The organism is Mesorhizobium sp. LSJC280B00, from assembly GCF_000502835.1.
Classification (GTDB): domain Bacteria; phylum Pseudomonadota; class Alphaproteobacteria; order Rhizobiales; family Rhizobiaceae; genus Mesorhizobium.
Genome location: NZ_AYVL01000052.1, coordinates 1 through 16202, shown reverse-complemented (window position 1 = coordinate 16202; position 16202 = coordinate 1). Strand labels below are relative to the sequence as shown.

The 16202-nt window shown below is 57.6% G+C and carries 13 protein-coding genes and 6 pseudogenes; 4 read left to right on the top strand and 15 right to left on the bottom strand.

Features of this window, described 5'->3' with window-relative positions; genetic code table 11:
• Together tnpB and X773_RS71815 are read right to left on the bottom strand one after the other, a co-directional pair.
• Positions 1-375, bottom strand: a 375-nt coding sequence (gene tnpB / locus X773_RS75795; protein ID WP_198023665.1) for an IS66 family insertion sequence element accessory protein TnpB, incomplete at its 3' end; no start/stop codon positions are given.
• On the bottom strand, positions 372-758 hold the full coding sequence (locus X773_RS71815) for a transposase (RefSeq protein ID WP_031213205.1): 387 nt from the start codon (positions 756-758) through the stop codon (positions 372-374). The genes tnpB and X773_RS71815, both read right to left, overlap by 4 nt.
• Positions 759-770: 12 nt before the next feature.
• Between X773_RS71815 and X773_RS0140005 the strand changes: the two genes are divergently transcribed.
• From X773_RS0140005 to X773_RS75785, 3 genes and pseudogenes are all read left to right on the top strand, one after another.
• The gene (locus X773_RS0140005; protein ID WP_023680551.1) at positions 771-1409 is read left to right on the top strand and encodes a transposase; all 639 of its coding nucleotides are present in this window, start codon (positions 771-773) and stop codon (positions 1407-1409) included.
• A 24-nt stretch (positions 1410-1433) separates the two neighbouring features.
• A pseudogene (locus X773_RS75790) lies at positions 1434-1746 on the top strand (transposase); the annotation flags it as partial.
• Positions 1747-1819: 73 nt separating this feature from the next.
• A pseudogene (locus tag X773_RS75785) lies at positions 1820-1900 on the top strand (aldehyde dehydrogenase); the annotation flags it as partial.
• Between the two features lie 50 nt (positions 1901-1950).
• Here the strand turns inward: X773_RS75785 and X773_RS71810 are convergent.
• The 5 genes from X773_RS71810 to X773_RS71795 form a co-directional block, all read right to left on the bottom strand.
• Positions 1951-2757, bottom strand: a complete 807-nt coding sequence (locus X773_RS71810) for a pyrroline-5-carboxylate reductase (RefSeq protein WP_023680549.1) — start codon at positions 2755-2757, stop codon at positions 1951-1953.
• A 325-nt stretch (positions 2758-3082) separates the two neighbouring features.
• The gene (locus X773_RS77735) at positions 3083-4975 is read right to left on the bottom strand and encodes an HAD-IA family hydrolase (protein ID WP_023680548.1); all 1893 of its coding nucleotides are present in this window, start codon (positions 4973-4975) and stop codon (positions 3083-3085) included.
• 302 nt (positions 4976-5277) lie between these two features.
• Positions 5278-6300, bottom strand: coding sequence for a hypothetical protein (locus X773_RS71805; RefSeq protein ID WP_023680547.1), 1023 nt, complete (start codon positions 6298-6300; stop codon positions 5278-5280).
• A 46-nt stretch (positions 6301-6346) separates the two neighbouring features.
• Positions 6347-7153: an SDR family oxidoreductase gene (locus X773_RS71800; RefSeq protein WP_023680546.1), complete on the bottom strand. Its 807-nt coding sequence runs from the start codon at positions 7151-7153 to the stop codon at positions 6347-6349.
• A gap of 32 nt (positions 7154-7185) precedes the next feature.
• Positions 7186-8388, bottom strand: coding sequence for an acetyl-CoA carboxylase biotin carboxylase subunit family protein (locus X773_RS71795; protein WP_023680545.1), 1203 nt, complete (start codon positions 8386-8388; stop codon positions 7186-7188).
• Between the two features lie 649 nt (positions 8389-9037).
• On the opposite strand from X773_RS71795, the pseudogene X773_RS75775 reads away from it, so the two are divergent.
• A pseudogene (locus X773_RS75775) lies at positions 9038-9256 on the top strand (arginine deiminase family protein); the annotation flags it as partial.
• Positions 9257-9304: 48 nt separating this feature from the next.
• On the opposite strand, the pseudogene X773_RS79425 reads toward X773_RS75775, so the two are convergent.
• From X773_RS79425 to X773_RS77865, 8 genes and pseudogenes are all read right to left on the bottom strand, one after another.
• Positions 9305-9358: pseudogene (locus X773_RS79425) on the bottom strand (hypothetical protein); the annotation flags it as partial.
• Positions 9333-9815 (bottom strand): arginine deiminase family protein, encoded by a 483-nt coding sequence (locus X773_RS78725; RefSeq protein ID WP_348625956.1) that lies wholly within the window; start codon positions 9813-9815, stop codon positions 9333-9335. The gene X773_RS78725 and the pseudogene X773_RS79425, both read right to left, overlap by 26 nt.
• Positions 9816-10219: 404 nt before the next feature.
• Positions 10220-11809 (bottom strand): carbamoyltransferase C-terminal domain-containing protein, encoded by a 1590-nt coding sequence (locus X773_RS71785; RefSeq protein WP_031213197.1) that lies wholly within the window; start codon positions 11807-11809, stop codon positions 10220-10222.
• Between the two features lie 382 nt (positions 11810-12191).
• Positions 12192-12610: pseudogene (locus X773_RS75765) on the bottom strand (ISNCY family transposase); the annotation flags it as partial.
• Between the two features lie 151 nt (positions 12611-12761).
• Positions 12762-14123, bottom strand: a complete 1362-nt coding sequence (locus X773_RS71775) for an FAD-binding oxidoreductase (RefSeq protein ID WP_031213194.1) — start codon at positions 14121-14123, stop codon at positions 12762-12764.
• A complete protein-coding gene (locus X773_RS71770) occupies positions 14120-14767 on the bottom strand; it encodes a DAK2 domain-containing protein (RefSeq protein ID WP_031213192.1) in 648 nt (215 codons plus the stop codon). Before X773_RS71770 ends, X773_RS71775 begins: the two co-directional genes overlap by 4 nt.
• Entirely contained in the window at positions 14767-15762 is a 996-nt protein-coding gene (locus tag X773_RS71765; RefSeq protein WP_023680536.1) for a dihydroxyacetone kinase subunit DhaK, read from the bottom strand. The genes X773_RS71770 and X773_RS71765 overlap by 1 nt, the downstream gene beginning before the upstream one ends.
• A gap of 153 nt (positions 15763-15915) precedes the next feature.
• Positions 15916-16202 (bottom strand): annotated as a pseudogene (locus tag X773_RS77865) (amidase); the annotation flags it as partial.

Genomic DNA, 16202 nt, shown 5'->3' with positions numbered 1-16202 from the left:
AGCCGCATGATTCATCTTGCCGCAGGCCGGTTTCAGCCCGTCGATAACGGCCGCCTGATCCTGGCCGGACGGATCTTTTTCCAGTCTAACCCGGCCAGAAGCGCCATCAGCTGGGCGTGGTCGAGACGCATGCGCGCGGCTGATATCGCAGACCAGCAGAAGCTGTGATCTTCCAGAGTCTTCGAATAAAGACAAACCCCGCTGCCGTCCCACCACGATGCGAACCCGGTCCGCACGCTTCGAGCGGAACACGTGAAGCGCCCCCGAGAACGGGTCCAGGCCGCCATCCCTGACCAGCGCCATCAAAGATGCCGCGCCCTTGCGGAAGTCGACAGGCTGGCACGACACGTAAACCACCACACCGGAAGCGATCATGCCTTGCGAACCGCGCGGATGATCCTCGCCAGGCGATCGGGATCAACATCGCCGCCGGCGCGCACCACGGCATCGCCAATGACGATTTCCACCATGTCGCTCCCCATCGCTTCAAAGCGCGTGAACTTCGCCGGCTTGCTCGCTCCCTCCGTCAGTGGCGCAACCATGCCCGACGAAAGCGCCTTGCGGCGCCATGCATAGAGCTGCGAGGGGTCCAGCTCCTCGGAACGCGCAACTGCCGACACATTACCCCCTGGCGAGAAGGCTTCGGCGACAAGCCGTGCCTTCTCTTCGTCCGACCGATGGCGCGGCTTGCGTCGGGACGGCACAGGCTCCGCCGTCAAAATCTCGAATGTTCGATGATGGCTCATACTGTCGCTCACAGGATTCTCCGCATGATTCATGCTGAAAATGAGCGATCAACCGCCTGCACGCTACGTGGGGATGCCTACGCGCTTTCGCTCGTCCATTGCTGGAGCCACCTGCGCCGACGTTTTGTGAAGCTGGCGCGCAACACCAAGTCCCCGATCTCCGAAGCCGCCGTGCGCCAGATCGCTACGCTCTACGCCGTCGAGGCGACGGTGCGCGGCATGACGCCACAAGCTCGGCTCGCCGCGCGACAGCAGTACTCCACCCCGATCATCGCCGCCCTGAAACCACGGTTCGAAAAGCAACTGTCGATGATCTCCTCGGGCTCAAAGCTGGCCGAAGACATCCGCTATGGTCTTGCCCATTGGGAAGGGCTCACCCGCTTCCTCGGCGACGGCCGGCTCGAGCTCGACACCAACCCGGTCGAAAACGCCATCCGGCCCGTATGCTTGACCAGAAAAAATGCTCTCTTTGCTGGCCATGAGATCGGGGCCGAAAACTGGGCGCTGCTCTCATCCGTCGTGGCCACCTGCAGGCTCAACGACGTCAATCCCGTTGCCTACCTCGCCGAAACCCTCGAGGCCATCATCAACGGCCATCCACAGAGCCAGATCGAGGAACTCATGCCTTGGCGATTCTGGAAAACGTCAAGCCCAAATCCATAGGCGATCGGCAAGGCGCTTACGGCCGACTGCGATGCATGCGCCTTAAAGGCCAGATGCTGCCCGAAGGCGCCGGCCCGCAAAATCCTGCGCTCCATCTACGAAGGCGCCCGCGACATGGCCCGGGATATTGCAACGACCGACGCCTACGTCGTCTCCCGACGACAACGTAAGAAGATGCTGTTTGCACACCTCAAGCCTCAAGCGCATCTTGAGACTGGACCGCTTGCGCTTGCGCGGACCGAACGGCGCAAAAGACGAATTCCATCTCGCCGCCGCAGCCCAAAATCTTCGCAAACTCGCAAAACTGATACCGATGCCAGAGCCGATGCCGGTCTGAGGGTCGAGCGCCGACATTCAGCTCAAAGGTCCGAAAGTCGCCCCGATCAGAACATCGACTTCTTCAACACAATCAACCTGGAGCCGACATCGGCAAGGTGCCGCTCGTGCACGAAGGTGAGGAAGGCGGCATCGTGTTGTCGGGTCGCCTGGACCCTGGCGCAGCCCGATGCGGGGTGATCATTGCGTGCACGCGGCCGACCTTTTAAGTTTTGACATGCTCCGGTGGGAAGCCTTTTTCGATCCTGGCGAGTACGTGATCGAGCGCCGTCTTCAGTGCATCGGCTCCGCCATGTTTTTCAAAGTCGCCAAGGACTTGTTCGTTCAGTCCGCCTCTGGTCGCGAATGCGCGACTGAGTTCGGCGAAGGGAACTCCGGAGGGTGCCTCCAGGGCGACTCTCGATAGTTCGGTGAATAGGGGCGCGAGATAGGATCTCGCCTTGTCTCTGGACAGCCCCTTCCAGGCCAGCCATTCGGATGCCCCATGCATGATGCCGAAATAGGTTGCCATCAGGGCACTGGCGGCGGCAAGCAACTCGTACTCCTTGCCTGAGTCACATTGCACCACGCCGCCCAGCACCTTGAAGATGGCCGCTGTCTCGGGATCCCGTGGATAGACTGCGGTGATGCCTCTGCGCTCGGCGACGAAGGGGAGGGGAATAGCCTGCGTCAGGCCCACCTTCGAGCCGATCCAGTCGATGAGTGTAGCCCGGTCAGTCGCAGCCATCACGCTGATCACGGTTTGGCCATTTCGAAAGGGGAGGGAGCGGACGACATCCTTCGCGATCTGAGGGCGAACCGCGAGAACAACAGTGTCGCAGCCTTTGACGATTGAGTGATTGTCGGCTGCAACCGTTACCGATGAGAAATCCGTGGCGAGTTTCGCGGCCACCTCGGCGTTGCGCGGGGAGACCAGGACGCGCGATAGAGCCGCCGGTTCCCGGAGCAATCCTCGCACGATGGCATCGGTGATGGTGCCTGTACCGATGAAACCGAATTTCCGACCAGTCATGGCCTAGTCCCCCGCCACAAAAAGGCCCGAGGGTGAAGTCGGTCGCATAGTTTTCGCGCAGGAAGTTGGCCTGGAACTGGCGCGTATGCTCACGTTGTTGCGACCGGATTCTTTCTTAGTCATCACTTTCCTTCCATCAGGTATGGAACGCTCGGTTGCCTCTGGGTCCTTAATCTGCTCCTCGCTGGAACAGCAACCCGCGCGCTCATTAGACGGCGTGTTACCGCTCCAAAAAATGAGCCGAAGCGCTATCACTGCGCTTGGGCCGGAAGACAAAGTGTAGCCGCAATAGGATCGGCCGGAAGAGCGGCCGCGACCAGCACAATCAGGTCCCTTGGGATGGAAACAAACTGCCATCAACAATTTGACAGAGGTTCGTTGCGACATAATCGGGAGCGCCGTTTTCGCCTTGACGCAATTCGCCGCTATTGTTGAGGCCAGCGGTTACGAGAAGTGCGTCGAGCCCGGCAGCCTTTGCGCCCTTGATGTCGGTATCAACCTGATCGCCGACCATCAAAAGACGGCGGGTACCTGCCCGAGCGATGCACTCTTCGAAAATCGGTCTTCCTGGCTTGCCCATAATCTCTACCGACATTGGAGGAGCCCCGAAGGGCGCTAGTCCTGCTTGAAGCATTGGCCCTATTATGCCTGGTCCAAAGACGAGTGTGCCGTTTTTGCCAGGATAAATGATGTCCCCGTTTGCCGCTATCATACGCGGCATTTCGCCCGTCTCGATCAGTCTGCGTCGAAAAGTGGACAGGATGTGATCGGCCGCTCGTTTAAAATCGAAACCTTCGTCATCGAGCACTACGAGTGTGTCGAATGTCTCGGCCGTATCAGCGCAATGAAGATTTGGATGCTTGCCGAAGATGTCATGCGCAGCGTGTGCACTGCCCACATACGAAACTAACCGCCCAGCCGCCAGCTCTTCGAGTACGCGATGCCGCGCAACACCTCCCGCTGACACGATGCGGTCGACCGCCGGAATCGAAAGTCCCGCGCCGCGGAGACGCGCTAATATCGTTTCATCCGATCCACTACTGATATTTGTCACGATGTAGTATGGCTGACCGGCCATATTAAGTCGGGCCAAGATATCAGCAGCGCCAGGCAGGGCGTCATTTTCGCTGATCAGGACCCCGATCGCATCGAAAAGTATCGCGTCATAGCAATCTGCCAGTGTCTGGGGAGGTGGGCTTTCGAGGGAGGCGGTTAGAGGACTCGCCGACTCCGTCCTTGGCTGAACCGCGTGCGCCTTAGAGGTCGGAAAGTAGCCGTGACGCACGACCACTTCGGTTGGTATGCTGCCCTCGCACGTCTCGCTATAAGCCCAGGCCAGCCACTTGCATAAGATCGCCAAGTCATCTGCCTCGATCGTCGGGCCCGCCCATATCCGAAATCCCGGCGGCGCGTCACCGTAGCTCCAGATGTCAAAAGCCGCGCCTTCGGCTTCGAGTAGACGGATCATCTCCGCAACAATTTTGCCGTCGTCCTCCTTCTCGCCGGCAGCGTGCTGCTCTCGCACAAGCCGAAGAGTAATTGAACAGGTGGAGCGTGCTGCCGGATTGGTGCAAGTCCAATCGATCCAGGGAGTAGAGTTCACCCAGTCGTCCATCACAGCATTATTATTGGCAACCCTTTTCAGAAGCGCTGGTAGTCCACCGCACGCTTCTGCCCAGTCGAGCGCAGAGTGGATATCCTCGACGGCGAACATGCTGGGGGTCGAGATCGTGCGGCCGCCAAAGAACGCCTTGTTTACAGATCCGTCGGCGTTGTGCAGTCTCATGAGCCTGGCTACAGGCTTACGTCCGCCGACCTTGAGCCGTGCCTGGGCCCGAGGCGAGAGCGCGATCATGCCATGGCCGCCTTCGCCCCCAAGCGCCTTCTGCCATGACCAGCACAGAACATCGATCCGATCGTAGTCGATGGGCCTCGTAAAAGCTGCCGAGACGGCATCTGCGATCACAAGCCCGGCACGGTCCGGAAGAATCCAGTCAAGATCCGGTGGACAGACGCCGCTGTTGGTGCCGTTCAGGACTAGAACAATGTCGTGATTGGGGTCGATCCTGCTCGTGTTCGGAAAATCTCCGTAATCACAAATGTGCCGATTTTGGGGAGCAAGCCCTAATGTATCGATCTCATTTGCCCAATACTGCGAGAAGTTGTCTGACAAGAATGTCTCGACTGGAGACGGGCCAAGCAGATTTTGTAAGGCCATGCTGCAGGCTCCAGTGCCTGAACCGGGCACGATCCCGCAGAGCCAGCTATCAGGCAGCTCTAGCAAAGAGGCCATACGTCTGATTACTTCTCCTAGCCTTTCTGCTCCCTCGGAGCTCCGGTGACTCCGTCCAACATAGCGCAGCATAGTTGAGTGCACGCTCCAACCCGGATGTTTACGGCAAGGACCTGATGAAAACCGTGAATCGGACGGGAGGACCGATGGTTTCACTACCGCATTTGATGGAGTCATGGCTTCATCCAAGTTGGGAAAAAGGAGCAGCTCAACAGATTTATCTGCGATCAGGCGATGTCCTGCGCCATCAGCGCCGACAGCTTCTCATCAGCAAAACTCATCCGTTCATCGGCGCGAAGTTCCGAAAGGCGCCTGATAATGGCGGCGTCAGATAAAGCCCCGCCTTCACAAAGCTTTTGAACATAGGACGGATGGATGAAGTTTGAGCCCGCGAATTGATATGCCGCGCTGCTGCCCCAGCCATACCGTTTGCGAAGCGGATCGAAGTGACGCAAGACGTGCTCGAGGAGTGCCCGTTCCTTGGATGTTTCGAGGCGAGTGAGAAGCGGCAGGAGCTGCTCACTAGCGGTATTTCCTGCCCCGCGGCCCATGCCGGCCATGGTGCAGTCTATCCAGGTAGCACCCGCCACAGCGGCGGCCACCGAATTGACCAGCGCATATCCGCGGTTGTCATGGCCGTGGAATCCAATGTCAGGCTCGATTCGATCCGCAAACCGGCCGATAATTTCCTGAACGCGAGTCGGCGTCATAGAGCCAAAGGAATCGGCAATATATACCACGTCGATGGTGTCGATCTGCTTTACCTCCTTCAGGCACATCTCAACTTCTGCGGCATCTGCTGCATCGACCTGCATGAGATTCAAAAATACCCGGAAGCCCCTGTGAGACAACTCAGCGCAAATGTTCCCGCAGGCAGCCATGTTGCTGTAATGCGCCGCCACGCGGACGGTCGTGATATGTCCTGGCATTAGTCCTTCTGTCAGGCGGGTCACGGCAAGGGGTATAGGCAGTTCGCTCGCAAGCACATCCTTGGCATCGATCATCACGCATGCCTTGACCAGGAGGCCAGCAGCCACCTGGTCGGCCTTAGAGCTCGTCACACTGGCGAAATATCCCTGGCTCTCAGGCTTTCCGGCGAGCCCCAACTCGACCATGCGCACCGGGAGAGTGTTGATAGTAGCGACATAATCCGACACCAGTTCCGGTGCGAAATCCCAACCTGTGTAGTAGCCACCGTCGCGCAACGTGCAGTCTAGGAAGTTCACTTCATCTGGTATTGCGCTTAACATTGCCTAGCCACCTCCAAATACCGCCACAACATGGAACCATCCTGCATCAGCCCGCCGCGTAGCCTCCATCGACATAGAGAATCTCGCCTGTTACAAACGATGCAGCTGGGCTCGCGAGGAAAATGTATGGCCCGAAGTACTCGGACAGATCGCCGCGGCGTCGCATCGGAGTGAGTTCCATTGCGCGGCGCTGATAAGGGGTATCGAGATTAGGATGCACCCCATCCATGAAGTTGTTGATGAACCCAGGTGCGACGGCGTTTACCCGAATACCCTTATCGGCCCATTCTACCGCCATGGTGCGCGTCAGTTGATTGACGCCCCCCTTGCTCGCAGCATAGGCAGTCAGGCCCGGTATGCCGAGCGAACTGGCGACCGAAGAAGTCATGATTATGCTGCCGCCGCCTTGATCCAGCATTGCCTGGGCGGCAAACTTCGCACAAAAATAGTAGCCCCGCAGATTGGTATCGACGATTTCGTCCCATTCCGGCTCTTCGTATGACTGCGCTGGCTTAATGATGTCGACACCTGCGTTGCAGACCATCACATCGATCTGCCCAAACCGGTCGACCGTGCCACTGATCAGCGCCTTGCAATCGTCGTGCGACCGCACATCAGCGCGGATAGCCGTTACGTTGATTCCTTGGCCCGCAAGTTCGGCCTCTGCTTCGGTCAGCTCTTCAATATTGTGCGAGGAAAGGACTATCTTGGCGCCTAACCGTCCAAAACAGGTAGCGAGCGCCTTCCCTAGACCGCGGCTCGAGCCTGAAATGCAGACTACCTTGCCGTCAATTCCGAAGAGCTCCTGGTATCCTTCTGCACCAATTGCAGAATTACGATTTCTATCGGACATTACAGATACCCGCTCTAACTATTGTGATTGGTTCAGGTCAAAGTCACTTCGTCAATGGTCGGAAATGGTGTGATCGACCAACCGATCAGGTCGACCGCACGCTGAAGTATCGCCTCGGTGCGAGGAAGACTGGATGAAGCGGCGATGACATGTCCCAAACAGTCTAGGTAATCGCCTTTTCTGACGATGGGGGTCTGGGGTCTCGCGTAAAATTTCACCTCGGCGACACCTGATACTGCGGCCGCTTGACTGTCCCCATCGATCCAATCAAGCGTGCCATCGCGGTCAGCAATCAGGAATCGCGCGGCCGCTGTCTGCGAGTGCCTTTTACGCAAATCGCATTTCTCACCAATGGCAACCTTGATGTGCTCGGTGATGAGATCGACACCGTAAGCCAGATGAACCAGTTGGGGAGTGGGTGAGCCATGAAGCCGCGGATTGACTTCAATGACGACTGGGCCATCCTTCGTCCACCGGAATTCAATGCCCGTTGGCCCCCAGCCAAGGCCGAGAGCACGCAAACAGCTCAGCGAAACATCGGCGATACGCTCATGCTCGTGATCGCTCAGCAGTGCCGGGTAGGTGCTCCCGCGATAGACGAAATGCGGTGGAGGGCCGAAGTCACAGGAGCAAATACCAATCATTTGTTCTCCTATAATCTCGGCGCAATAATGGGGCCCTTGTGCAAATTCTTCGACGAGTATCCTCGGCGAAGACCGCCATTTGTGCTTCCCGCCCAACAGATAGGTCGTATGTTCGGCCAATTCGTCGATGCTGCGGCATAATCGGACACCCTCGCTGTTGCTGCCCACCGCAGGCTTAACTATCACTGGCAGTCCGATCTCTGCGGCAGAATCCTTCACTTCAGCTGAATTGGCCGCCAAGCGATAAGCAGGTACCGGAACGCCTGAGGCCGCGAGAAGTTGACGCTGAGTGTACTTATCGCAGCATTGTTCAATAGCTTCCGGGTTCGGTCCCGGCAGATCGAAATGACGGCAGAGCTTGCCAACTGTCGCATACACTGGGTCCAACGCGCCTGTAATGCCAGCGAGTTCATAGGATTCTCGGAGCCTGGAACATTCGCGGATCAGGGCATCCAGATCGTCTGTATCAACGCGGATTGTCTCAGCCTCTTTCGCCCCAAAATGGTCATACCGAGTTGGATCATCCGAAAGGGTAATTGGCTGGAGGCCAAGACGCTGAGCGGCCTGGACGTAGAGCAGACCCGAGCCCATTCTCGTGCCTCCGACTAAGATCAACGCTCTTGTCATTGCTGCGGCCCTTCTGTGCTGCGGCCCTTCTGTGCGTGCCCTGCGGCGGTCTGAAGGATTGGCGGCATCTTTTCCGCCGCGCTTGACCTCAGACCTTGCACCGAGGCTACCATCGTCAACAATTTTGCGGTGTTAAGACTCTGCCAATTTTTGTTTCGAGTTTTGTTGCAGGTTTTGTTGCAACGGCTGCCGTTCAAACTTGTTGCGCCTTTGCTACAATCACCGTTGTCCCCGCCAATATCCAACGCCAGCGTTGTCGTCGGTGAGCTCAGCCTCGAATCCTTCTATGAACCGGCGTATGCGCGGATTGTTACGGCCGAGTTCAACGTCGAAAATGGGCAAATATTGTTGCACCCCGAACACGCTTAACCTCCAGCCGGGCCACTGCTTTCAGCAGTAGGTGCCAGAAACAAAAAAATCTGAAATTTTTCCTATGTCGTTCTGAGCCAAACGGGAAATTCGAAGTCGCACTCGCCGTTTCGAGCCTGTTACGCCGGAAAGACATCAAGCCTAAGCGCTCTCGCTGTCCTGCGGCGTCGCCTCTGCGGGTCGCCGCCAGCCGGCGCGCACCAGGGGGCAAGTCATGTAGTGTGCGCCGCCACGGCCACGGCCGCTGGAATTGAAGGCTCTTCGTACTGTCGAGACCGGCGGTGACAGCTTCGCGGCCGAGCGGGAGCAATGGGATGCCGCTAATAATGTGATCGCCGTCGAGCCGGGCGTCGTGATTGCCTACGAACGCAACGTATACACAAATACGTTGTTGAGGCGCGCCGGCGTGGAAGTGATCACCGTCGAGGGCGCAGAACTCAGCCGCCTCGGCCACGACCGATAAAAAGGGCCTAGTCTCCTTGGTGACATCGAGCACACCCTCGGCATTGTTGGGTCGTAACGAAAACGTCTTGAGCAACTCAACGACCTGCGGGTAGATCGTCACGAGGTCGCGGTCGCAGAAGGTGAAGACTGTGTCGAGATGCACCAACCTGCNAGACCACCTCGACATTCGCAGCTTCCGGCTGTCTTGCGGGCCAATACATAGCGTTGACCGAGACACCACCATAGATCCAACAGGAGCTGTCACGTGTGAAAACCTGGTTCGGCAATGGCGGGAGGACGAAATTCTCCGGCTCCAACGTTTGCCCCTTCAGGCTGCGCGGTTCGAACGGCAGTTCCGAAGCTAAAATCCCGCTGACCAGATAGGTCGCGAGTTGATCAGGGGAAATTTCGCCGAGCCAGCTTCGCAATTCATCGACCATGTCTTGTCCGGCAGCGGAAGCATTGACGCGACGGTCGAGAAGCCAACGGCGCGCTTCCGGCAAGGCCATCGTTGCAGAAAGCAGTTCGTCCAAGGAGTGAACCAACACGCCACGATCTCGTAGGGCCTCCACGAACATGTCGTGCTCCTTTCCGGCGCGCTCCATCCAAGGCACGTCGTCGAAAAGAAGGCCCTCGCAGTTCCGCGGCGTTAGTCGGTGGAGGCTAAAGCCTGGCCGGTGCACCAGTACTTCTCGCAGCCGGGCGACCTCGGAATGCACACCCAAGCTCCTCATGGGAGTTACGTTGCCCTCAGGTTGGCTGTGGGCGCAGGGCCCGATCCACTAATGATAACCATCTTGGAATCCCGTCATGGTGGTTATTGCCCTGGCCGAAGTGATGTTCGCGCAATCTGATAAGCCAACGGAATGCTTGCGCACCTGGGTCCCCCAAGCGCTCCAGTAACTGGTGCAGCCGCGTCGAGCGAACGCAAAAGGTGTAGTTATTAATTAAAGCACCGACGGAGGGATCCTTCTCTCCTCCGCTACGCGGCCTTTTTCTGTCCACTCGACGCCGTGAGCGGGGCCTCCTTGAGGAGATAGAAGGCATCGTTGATCACGAATCCGTCGAGTCCTGTGGTCCGGGCATAGCGCAGCAAGTCGCTTGCGCGGTTAATGAAACCGGTGCCACTGAAGTTGAGCGATGTGTTGCAAAGAACGGCAACCCCACTTTTCGCCTTGAACGAGGTAAGCAGTTCAAAGAGGCGTGGGTTCTGCTGCCGCGAAACTGTCTGGGCCCGCGCAGTTCCGTCGACATGCGTGACGGCCTCCAACCGGTTATCGAGAACCTTCTGGAAAAGAAGCATGTAGGGCGACGGGCGTGCCAAGTCGAAGTGGACCCCGACATCCTCTTCCAGGCAAACCGGCGCGATCGGGCGGAAGCCCTCCCGGTTCTTGATGCGGTTTAAGCGCTCATGGGTTGCCTTGGAGAAAGGCGCCGCGAGAATCGACCGATTGCCGAGCGCCCTTGGTCCGATTTCGCAATTCCCCTGCACCCAGCCGATCACCTTGTCGGCGAGCAACGCGGAGGCAACCTGGCCGTAGTCGAGTGGGTAGACCTCGAGTCCAGTGCGGTCAATTTCGTCAAGTGTAAAAGGCTGGCCCGAATAGACGTTCCATTTGATTTTGGCATTGCCGGTGAAATGCCGCATCGCGTCGACTGCGGTCCCAATTGCTGAGCCTGTATCATTTGTGCACGGCGGAATAAAAACATCAGAAAAAAGCTTCGTTTCGAGCCATCGGCGGTTCCACTCGCAATTCAACCCGCACCCGCCAGAAATCAGCAGCGGGTAGCCCTTTGTCAGGTTCTTTTTTGCAAAGGCGTGGAACGAATCGAAGATGGCGTCCGAGACTCGCCTGGCGAGGTTGGTGAACTTCTGATGGATTACGCCAATGTTGTAGTAGGGTGAATTCCGCAAATCCTCCTTGTTGAGCGGGTACATATCGCGTGGAAGCAGGAAGTCGATCAGCTCCTGCTCGTCCCGGTCAGGCGATCCGGTCTGCCCATAGGCGCTAAGTGCCATTACCTTGCCGGGGTCCTCGTTGCGCATGGGTGCCTTGGGCAAGGTGAATTTCGGATCCGCCAGTGCATAGAGGAAAGCGTATTTGTGGCCAGGGTTCGCCATAACTTTTCCCGAATGCACGATCTGCAGGCGCTCATCGATTTCATAGAAGTCGCCGCACAATCCTTCCCAGGTCAGCGCATAACAGGGCATTCCGGCTGGGAACGGTGACATGCCGTAGGAACTCCAGATATGGGAGCGCTCGTGCGTCGAGGAATAGAAATGCACCTTTCTGCCGAAGATCGTCTTCTGGCCGACAAGCTCTGACCCTTTGGCTACGCCGTAGTAGCCCACCGCGTCCGCGCCGAATCCGGTCAACCAACCACCGACAGCCATCACGTCCGGAATGGCGTCCAGGCGCCCGGCGGCTTCAAGAACGGTTGCCGGGGTGATGGTCGAGTATCTGGGAAAGCTATCCTTCTCAGCCTCGTATGAATAGATGAGCTCGGCTGACGATGTATCCAGTGCTGCAATCGTGCCATCATGATCCGGTTTAAACGACATTATTTTCATGTTTCTATTACTCCGTTTGCGCAATATCGCTTGTCATAAATTCCTTATTGTACTCTCGACAAAATTCTCCCTATACTCGACACTGGCTTTTATCGCCATCCCGTATCAAGCGTTACTCCGAACCGGCGTGACTAGAGTGACATCCGTTGATAAACGCTGCGTTAGTTATTAACGCAGGTCCAAGCACTGGTGAAGACTTATTTCTATAAGATTATGTTAAGCTTTTGTAAATCTATCGTGTCATACGAGTGCTTCGCCTCTATTTGATCACGTCTCTCCTTTGTCTCTCGCCTCGTTTGATGGCCTCCACAGCGTTTGGCTTGCAACTTTGCAACCCCACTCTGCCAGAGCGCCGCTCGCTTTCCACTACCCCTCATAGGATCTTCAGGAAGGAGATGCTGACCTCGATACCAGCGCCGAAGTAGGGCAGCTTGCGGCAGACCCAACAGCTGCTGACCATGTCTTCGATCCTGAGCGCGCTCTCCACGAGGAACGGCATATCGGGTACGCCACCCCAGATTTTGGCCTGACGCAGATTGGCGCGGCTGGTATAGCCGCCGTCGGCCGCCGCTTGACNGTTGCCCTCTTCGATGACGAGAGTCCGCTGCGGCCGGCCGTCAGATTGAGCTTGTGGCCATAATCGATGTCGCGGCTGCCGTTGACGATGACATCGGCACGCGGCTCGAACAGGTTCACCACTTCTCGCCTGCCAGGACCCGCCGTTCGGTCTGGGCGATGATCTGCGATCTGCTGAATCAGCGGCCGGTAATGGCGGACTTGGGCCTGCCACAGTTCAACGGCCCACCACGAATGAAAGGCGGAAACGGCGGCGGTCCCCCGGAAATGCTCTCGGTCCCGGCGCAGAGCACCAACATGATCGCGGCGGCTGCCTCAGCCCGGAGCAGGCTTGGATAGTGCGGGCGTCGTCACGTTGTTTGAAATGTGGCCCGCGTCAAGTCGAACCGGACTCTTGCCTTCTTGCCTGCTCCATACTGGATGTAGCTAAGTTCCTCAACCGACCCAATTTGAACGGCTCTGCAGATACGATCGGGCTTCGGGCCGTGACGATATCAGCGACTAGATGAGCTGCCGCCGGCCCGATCCCAAATCCATGGCCCGAGAAACCGCTGGCGATTAGCAAGCCCGGTGTTTCGTCGACGGTGTCGATCACGGGCACCGCATCCGGCGTGACATCGATAGCGCATCCCCAGCTTTCTTCGACTTTCGCATTGGTAAACTCAGGGAACGCTTTCCTTAGGTTGCTCAGCCCCTCGCTAAGGATCTTTTCCGAAGGCTGTGGGTTGAGAACCCGGGTTGTTTCGAAGGGGGTGACCTGGTCCGGTCGCCACCTCTTCGGGGTGTTCATTTCCCTAAAGAACTGACTGCTGAACCGAAGCCGTATTTCATTCCCTTCTGACCGAAAGGCGGGAAGGAACTGGAAGAACAAACGGAAGCTATCCGGAACGATTTGCGCGATGTTCGCGTTTTTCTGAGCGATCGTATAGCCACCGTCAAGGCGCTTGCGAAAAGCGAAATCCCGACCGGCGACTGCACACTCGGGAGGGCCGTCGAGCCGTTGCGTGCGCATGATCGATCCGATGACTTTCAATTGAGGGAAATCGATGCCCAAGTTGCCGCAAAACAGTCTCGTCCAGGCGCCGGTCGCCAGGACCACGGACTTGGAGCGAATCTCCCCATGCTCCGTTACGACGGAATGAACCGAGCCCGCTGCTGTTTCAATGCAGCGCACGGCACAATCCTCAATGACCTGCCCGCCGCGTGTGCGTAATGAAGCCGCCATGGCTTGCGTCGCCATGGAAGGTTCGGCGCGTCCATCGCTTTTGGTAAATAGCGCACCCTCCCAATGACCCTTGAGCGTTGGGAAACGCTCTTTCAAACCACTTTGCCTAATTAGGGAGGAACCGAGATCATGCTGCTTGGCGAATGCTAACCAATGTTCGTACTTTTGGATGTCCTTCTGGTCTTTGCACAAATAGTAGATGCCGGTTTCGCGGAATCCTGTCTCGATGCCTGTAAGCGCGTTCATTCCAGCCCATAGCTTTGCGCTGGCGATAGCCATGGGTATCTCGGCTGGATCGCGCCCCATCTTGCGCACCCACCCCCAATTGCGGCTGGATTGCTCGCATGCGACATGACCTTTTTCACACACGACGACCGACAGCCCGCGTTGTGCAAGAAACAGCGCGGTGGCTGTTCCGATGATGCCGGCGCCAACAACAACGACATCTGCCCTCGCGGGTATCGACTTGGGCGTCTGATTTGTTTGGTAAGAGTGGATGCTCGGATCGGTCATTTGTTGGAGCCGCCCACTGCTCGATCAGACAGCGACCCTGCCATGGCCGATACAGCAACATGCAATGCAACCATGCCCGGATCGTCGGTTCCGACCCCTTTGGATGGCTCAAGCCGCAGCCTCCCCATGATTGCCGGGCGACTGCGAAACTCCGCCAGCGCGTCGGCGGTCGCTTGTTGCGCTGTGGCTCTCATAGTTTCTGCAGTGGAAATCCCCTCAATGCTCCGTGCGACCCGGATTATTCCGTCCAGCACCGTCTTGTCGCCGAGTCTGGCCTTTGACCGGGCCTGCATAGTCTCAACGGCATTTGACAACGCGGGAGCCATCTCGATCCAGGCAACCTCGTCTTTTGAGGACCAAGTCTTTCCCAGCTTGATCAGTCCCGTCATTACTACGGCACTCAGGCTTGAGCCTGAGGTCCGCGCAATTGTTTTTGCAATCCGTATTAGGCTCTCGCCGACGTCATCCGGATAAATGCTCTCCTCGGCAAGCAACGCCTGTGAAACTGTCGCCAAGGTAGTGCCCATGTCACCGTCACCACCCGCAGCATCAAGCTTGTTAAATCGATCTTTGCTCTCGACGAGCGCTAGTGCGACGCGCCGCATCGCCGCGCCGACATCCGATCCCGTGAAGATGGTCGCCATCACGCTCTCCACAGGGGACATTGGGCAGGAGCATTCAACAAACCGAGCAGTTCATCGTCGACCTGCATAACGCTCACCGAGGCGCCCGCCATTTCCATTGAAGTCACGTATTCACCAGCAAGTGAGTAGGCGATTTTCAGACCCGCTGCCTCAAGCAGCTGGGCCACTTTGCGGTACACGATATAAAGTTCATCCAGCGGTGTGGCGCCAAGACTGTTGACTAGTACCGCTACCTTGGTCCCCGCTACGGGTTTGAGATCGTCCAACAGTCGCTCGACCATCTCTGCGGCAATTTCGTCAGCGGGTTTAAGCGCCCCGCGCCACAATCCTTTCTCACCATGAATGCCCATACCCATTTCAATGGCATCTTCTTCAAGATGAAAGGTCGGCTCGCCCGCCTGCGGTACTGTGCAGGCCGATAGCGCTACCCCTATGGACCGGCATCCAGCCATCGCCTTTTCGGTCACGGCTTTCACCTCGGGTAGACTAAGTCCCCTTTCCGCCGCAGCTCCGGCAACTTTGAACGCGAAGATGATTCCAGCCACACCACGGCGCGTATCGGCTCGATCCTTGTCTGCACTGGCAACGTCATCGGCCACAATTACGGTGGCGCAGTCCTTGCCCTCAGCGGTCAACATGTCATTGACCATGCCAAACACCATAGTGTCGCCGCCATAGTTGGCAATGACCGACAGCACGCCGCCGCCGCGGTCAGCTGCGTTCAGGCTCTCGGATATATCGTCGTACGACGGGCCGGCGAACACATGCCCGACAGCGCAGGCATCCAGCAGTCCTTCTCCGACATACCCGGCAAACAGCGGCAAGTGGCCAAAGCCACCGCCGGAAACAACTCCAACCTTGCCCCGGGCCTTTTTCTTGGCCCGTTCAACGACCCGGCCGTTGCTGCCGGAAATCTTGTAGGCGCGGTGCGCCAAGCTCATCCCCGCCAGCGCTTCATCCACGTATTTCTCAGGACTGTTGATCAGCTTTTTCATGTTCTCGCTCTGCCAGTCGATCGTTTGAGTACTTGTCCAGCGGGGCCACAAGCCACCCGCAGTTTTTTCAAAGACCCTCGCGACCCGGTGGGCCCATCATCGGCCATAGGTAGGTGCGGAGGTTCGCCAGGTTGTGGAATTCAGCGGTAAACTTCATTGGCGCTGCAACCCCGGCGGTGGCACAAATAGGCCGCCACGCTCACGTTCCAGCGTCCGTCCGATCCGAAGTGCCAAGGCATCGTCGAATTTTCTGACAACAATCTGCAGGCCAGCTGGCAGGCCATTTGATGTCACTCCGACCGGGACCACTAGGCTGGCGAGATCGAGATAGTTCACCAGTCTTCCAAAATGATTGGGAGGCTGGCTTTCGTCTACCTCGGCAAGCGGTACGGGACTTCGATGCGAGCCAGGCGCTACGAACGCGTCAAATCCTGCTGCCG

Bases quoted from the DNA above. Each gene is read 5' to 3' on its own strand.
- X773_RS71810 (WP_023680549.1), bottom strand. From the start codon at position 2,757: ATGACTGGTCGGAAATTCGGTTTCATCGGTACAGGCACCATCACCGAT.
- X773_RS71785 (WP_031213197.1), bottom strand. From the start codon at position 11,809: ATGAAAATAATGTCGTTTAAACCGGATCATGATGGCACGATTGCAGCA.
- X773_RS71805 (WP_023680547.1), bottom strand. From the start codon at position 6,300: ATGTTAAGCGCAATACCAGATGAAGTGAACTTCCTAGACTGCACGTTG.
- X773_RS71765 (WP_023680536.1), bottom strand. From the start codon at position 15,762: ATGAAAAAGCTGATCAACAGTCCTGAGAAATACGTGGATGAAGCGCTG.
- X773_RS71800 (WP_023680546.1), bottom strand. From the start codon at position 7,153: ATGTCCGATAGAAATCGTAATTCTGCAATTGGTGCAGAAGGATACCAG.
- X773_RS71770 (WP_031213192.1), bottom strand. From the start codon at position 14,767: ATGGCGACCATCTTCACGGGATCGGATGTCGGCGCGGCGATGCGGCGC.
- X773_RS71795 (WP_023680545.1), bottom strand. From the start codon at position 8,388: ATGGGCTCGGGTCTGCTCTACGTCCAGGCCGCTCAGCGTCTTGGCCTC.
- X773_RS0140005 (WP_023680551.1), top strand. From the start codon at position 771: ATGATTCATGCTGAAAATGAGCGATCAACCGCCTGCACGCTACGTGGG.
- X773_RS77735 (WP_023680548.1), bottom strand. From the start codon at position 4,975: ATGGCCTTACAAAATCTGCTTGGCCCGTCTCCAGTCGAGACATTCTTG.
- X773_RS71775 (WP_031213194.1), bottom strand. From the start codon at position 14,123: ATGACCGATCCGAGCATCCACTCTTACCAAACAAATCAGACGCCCAAG.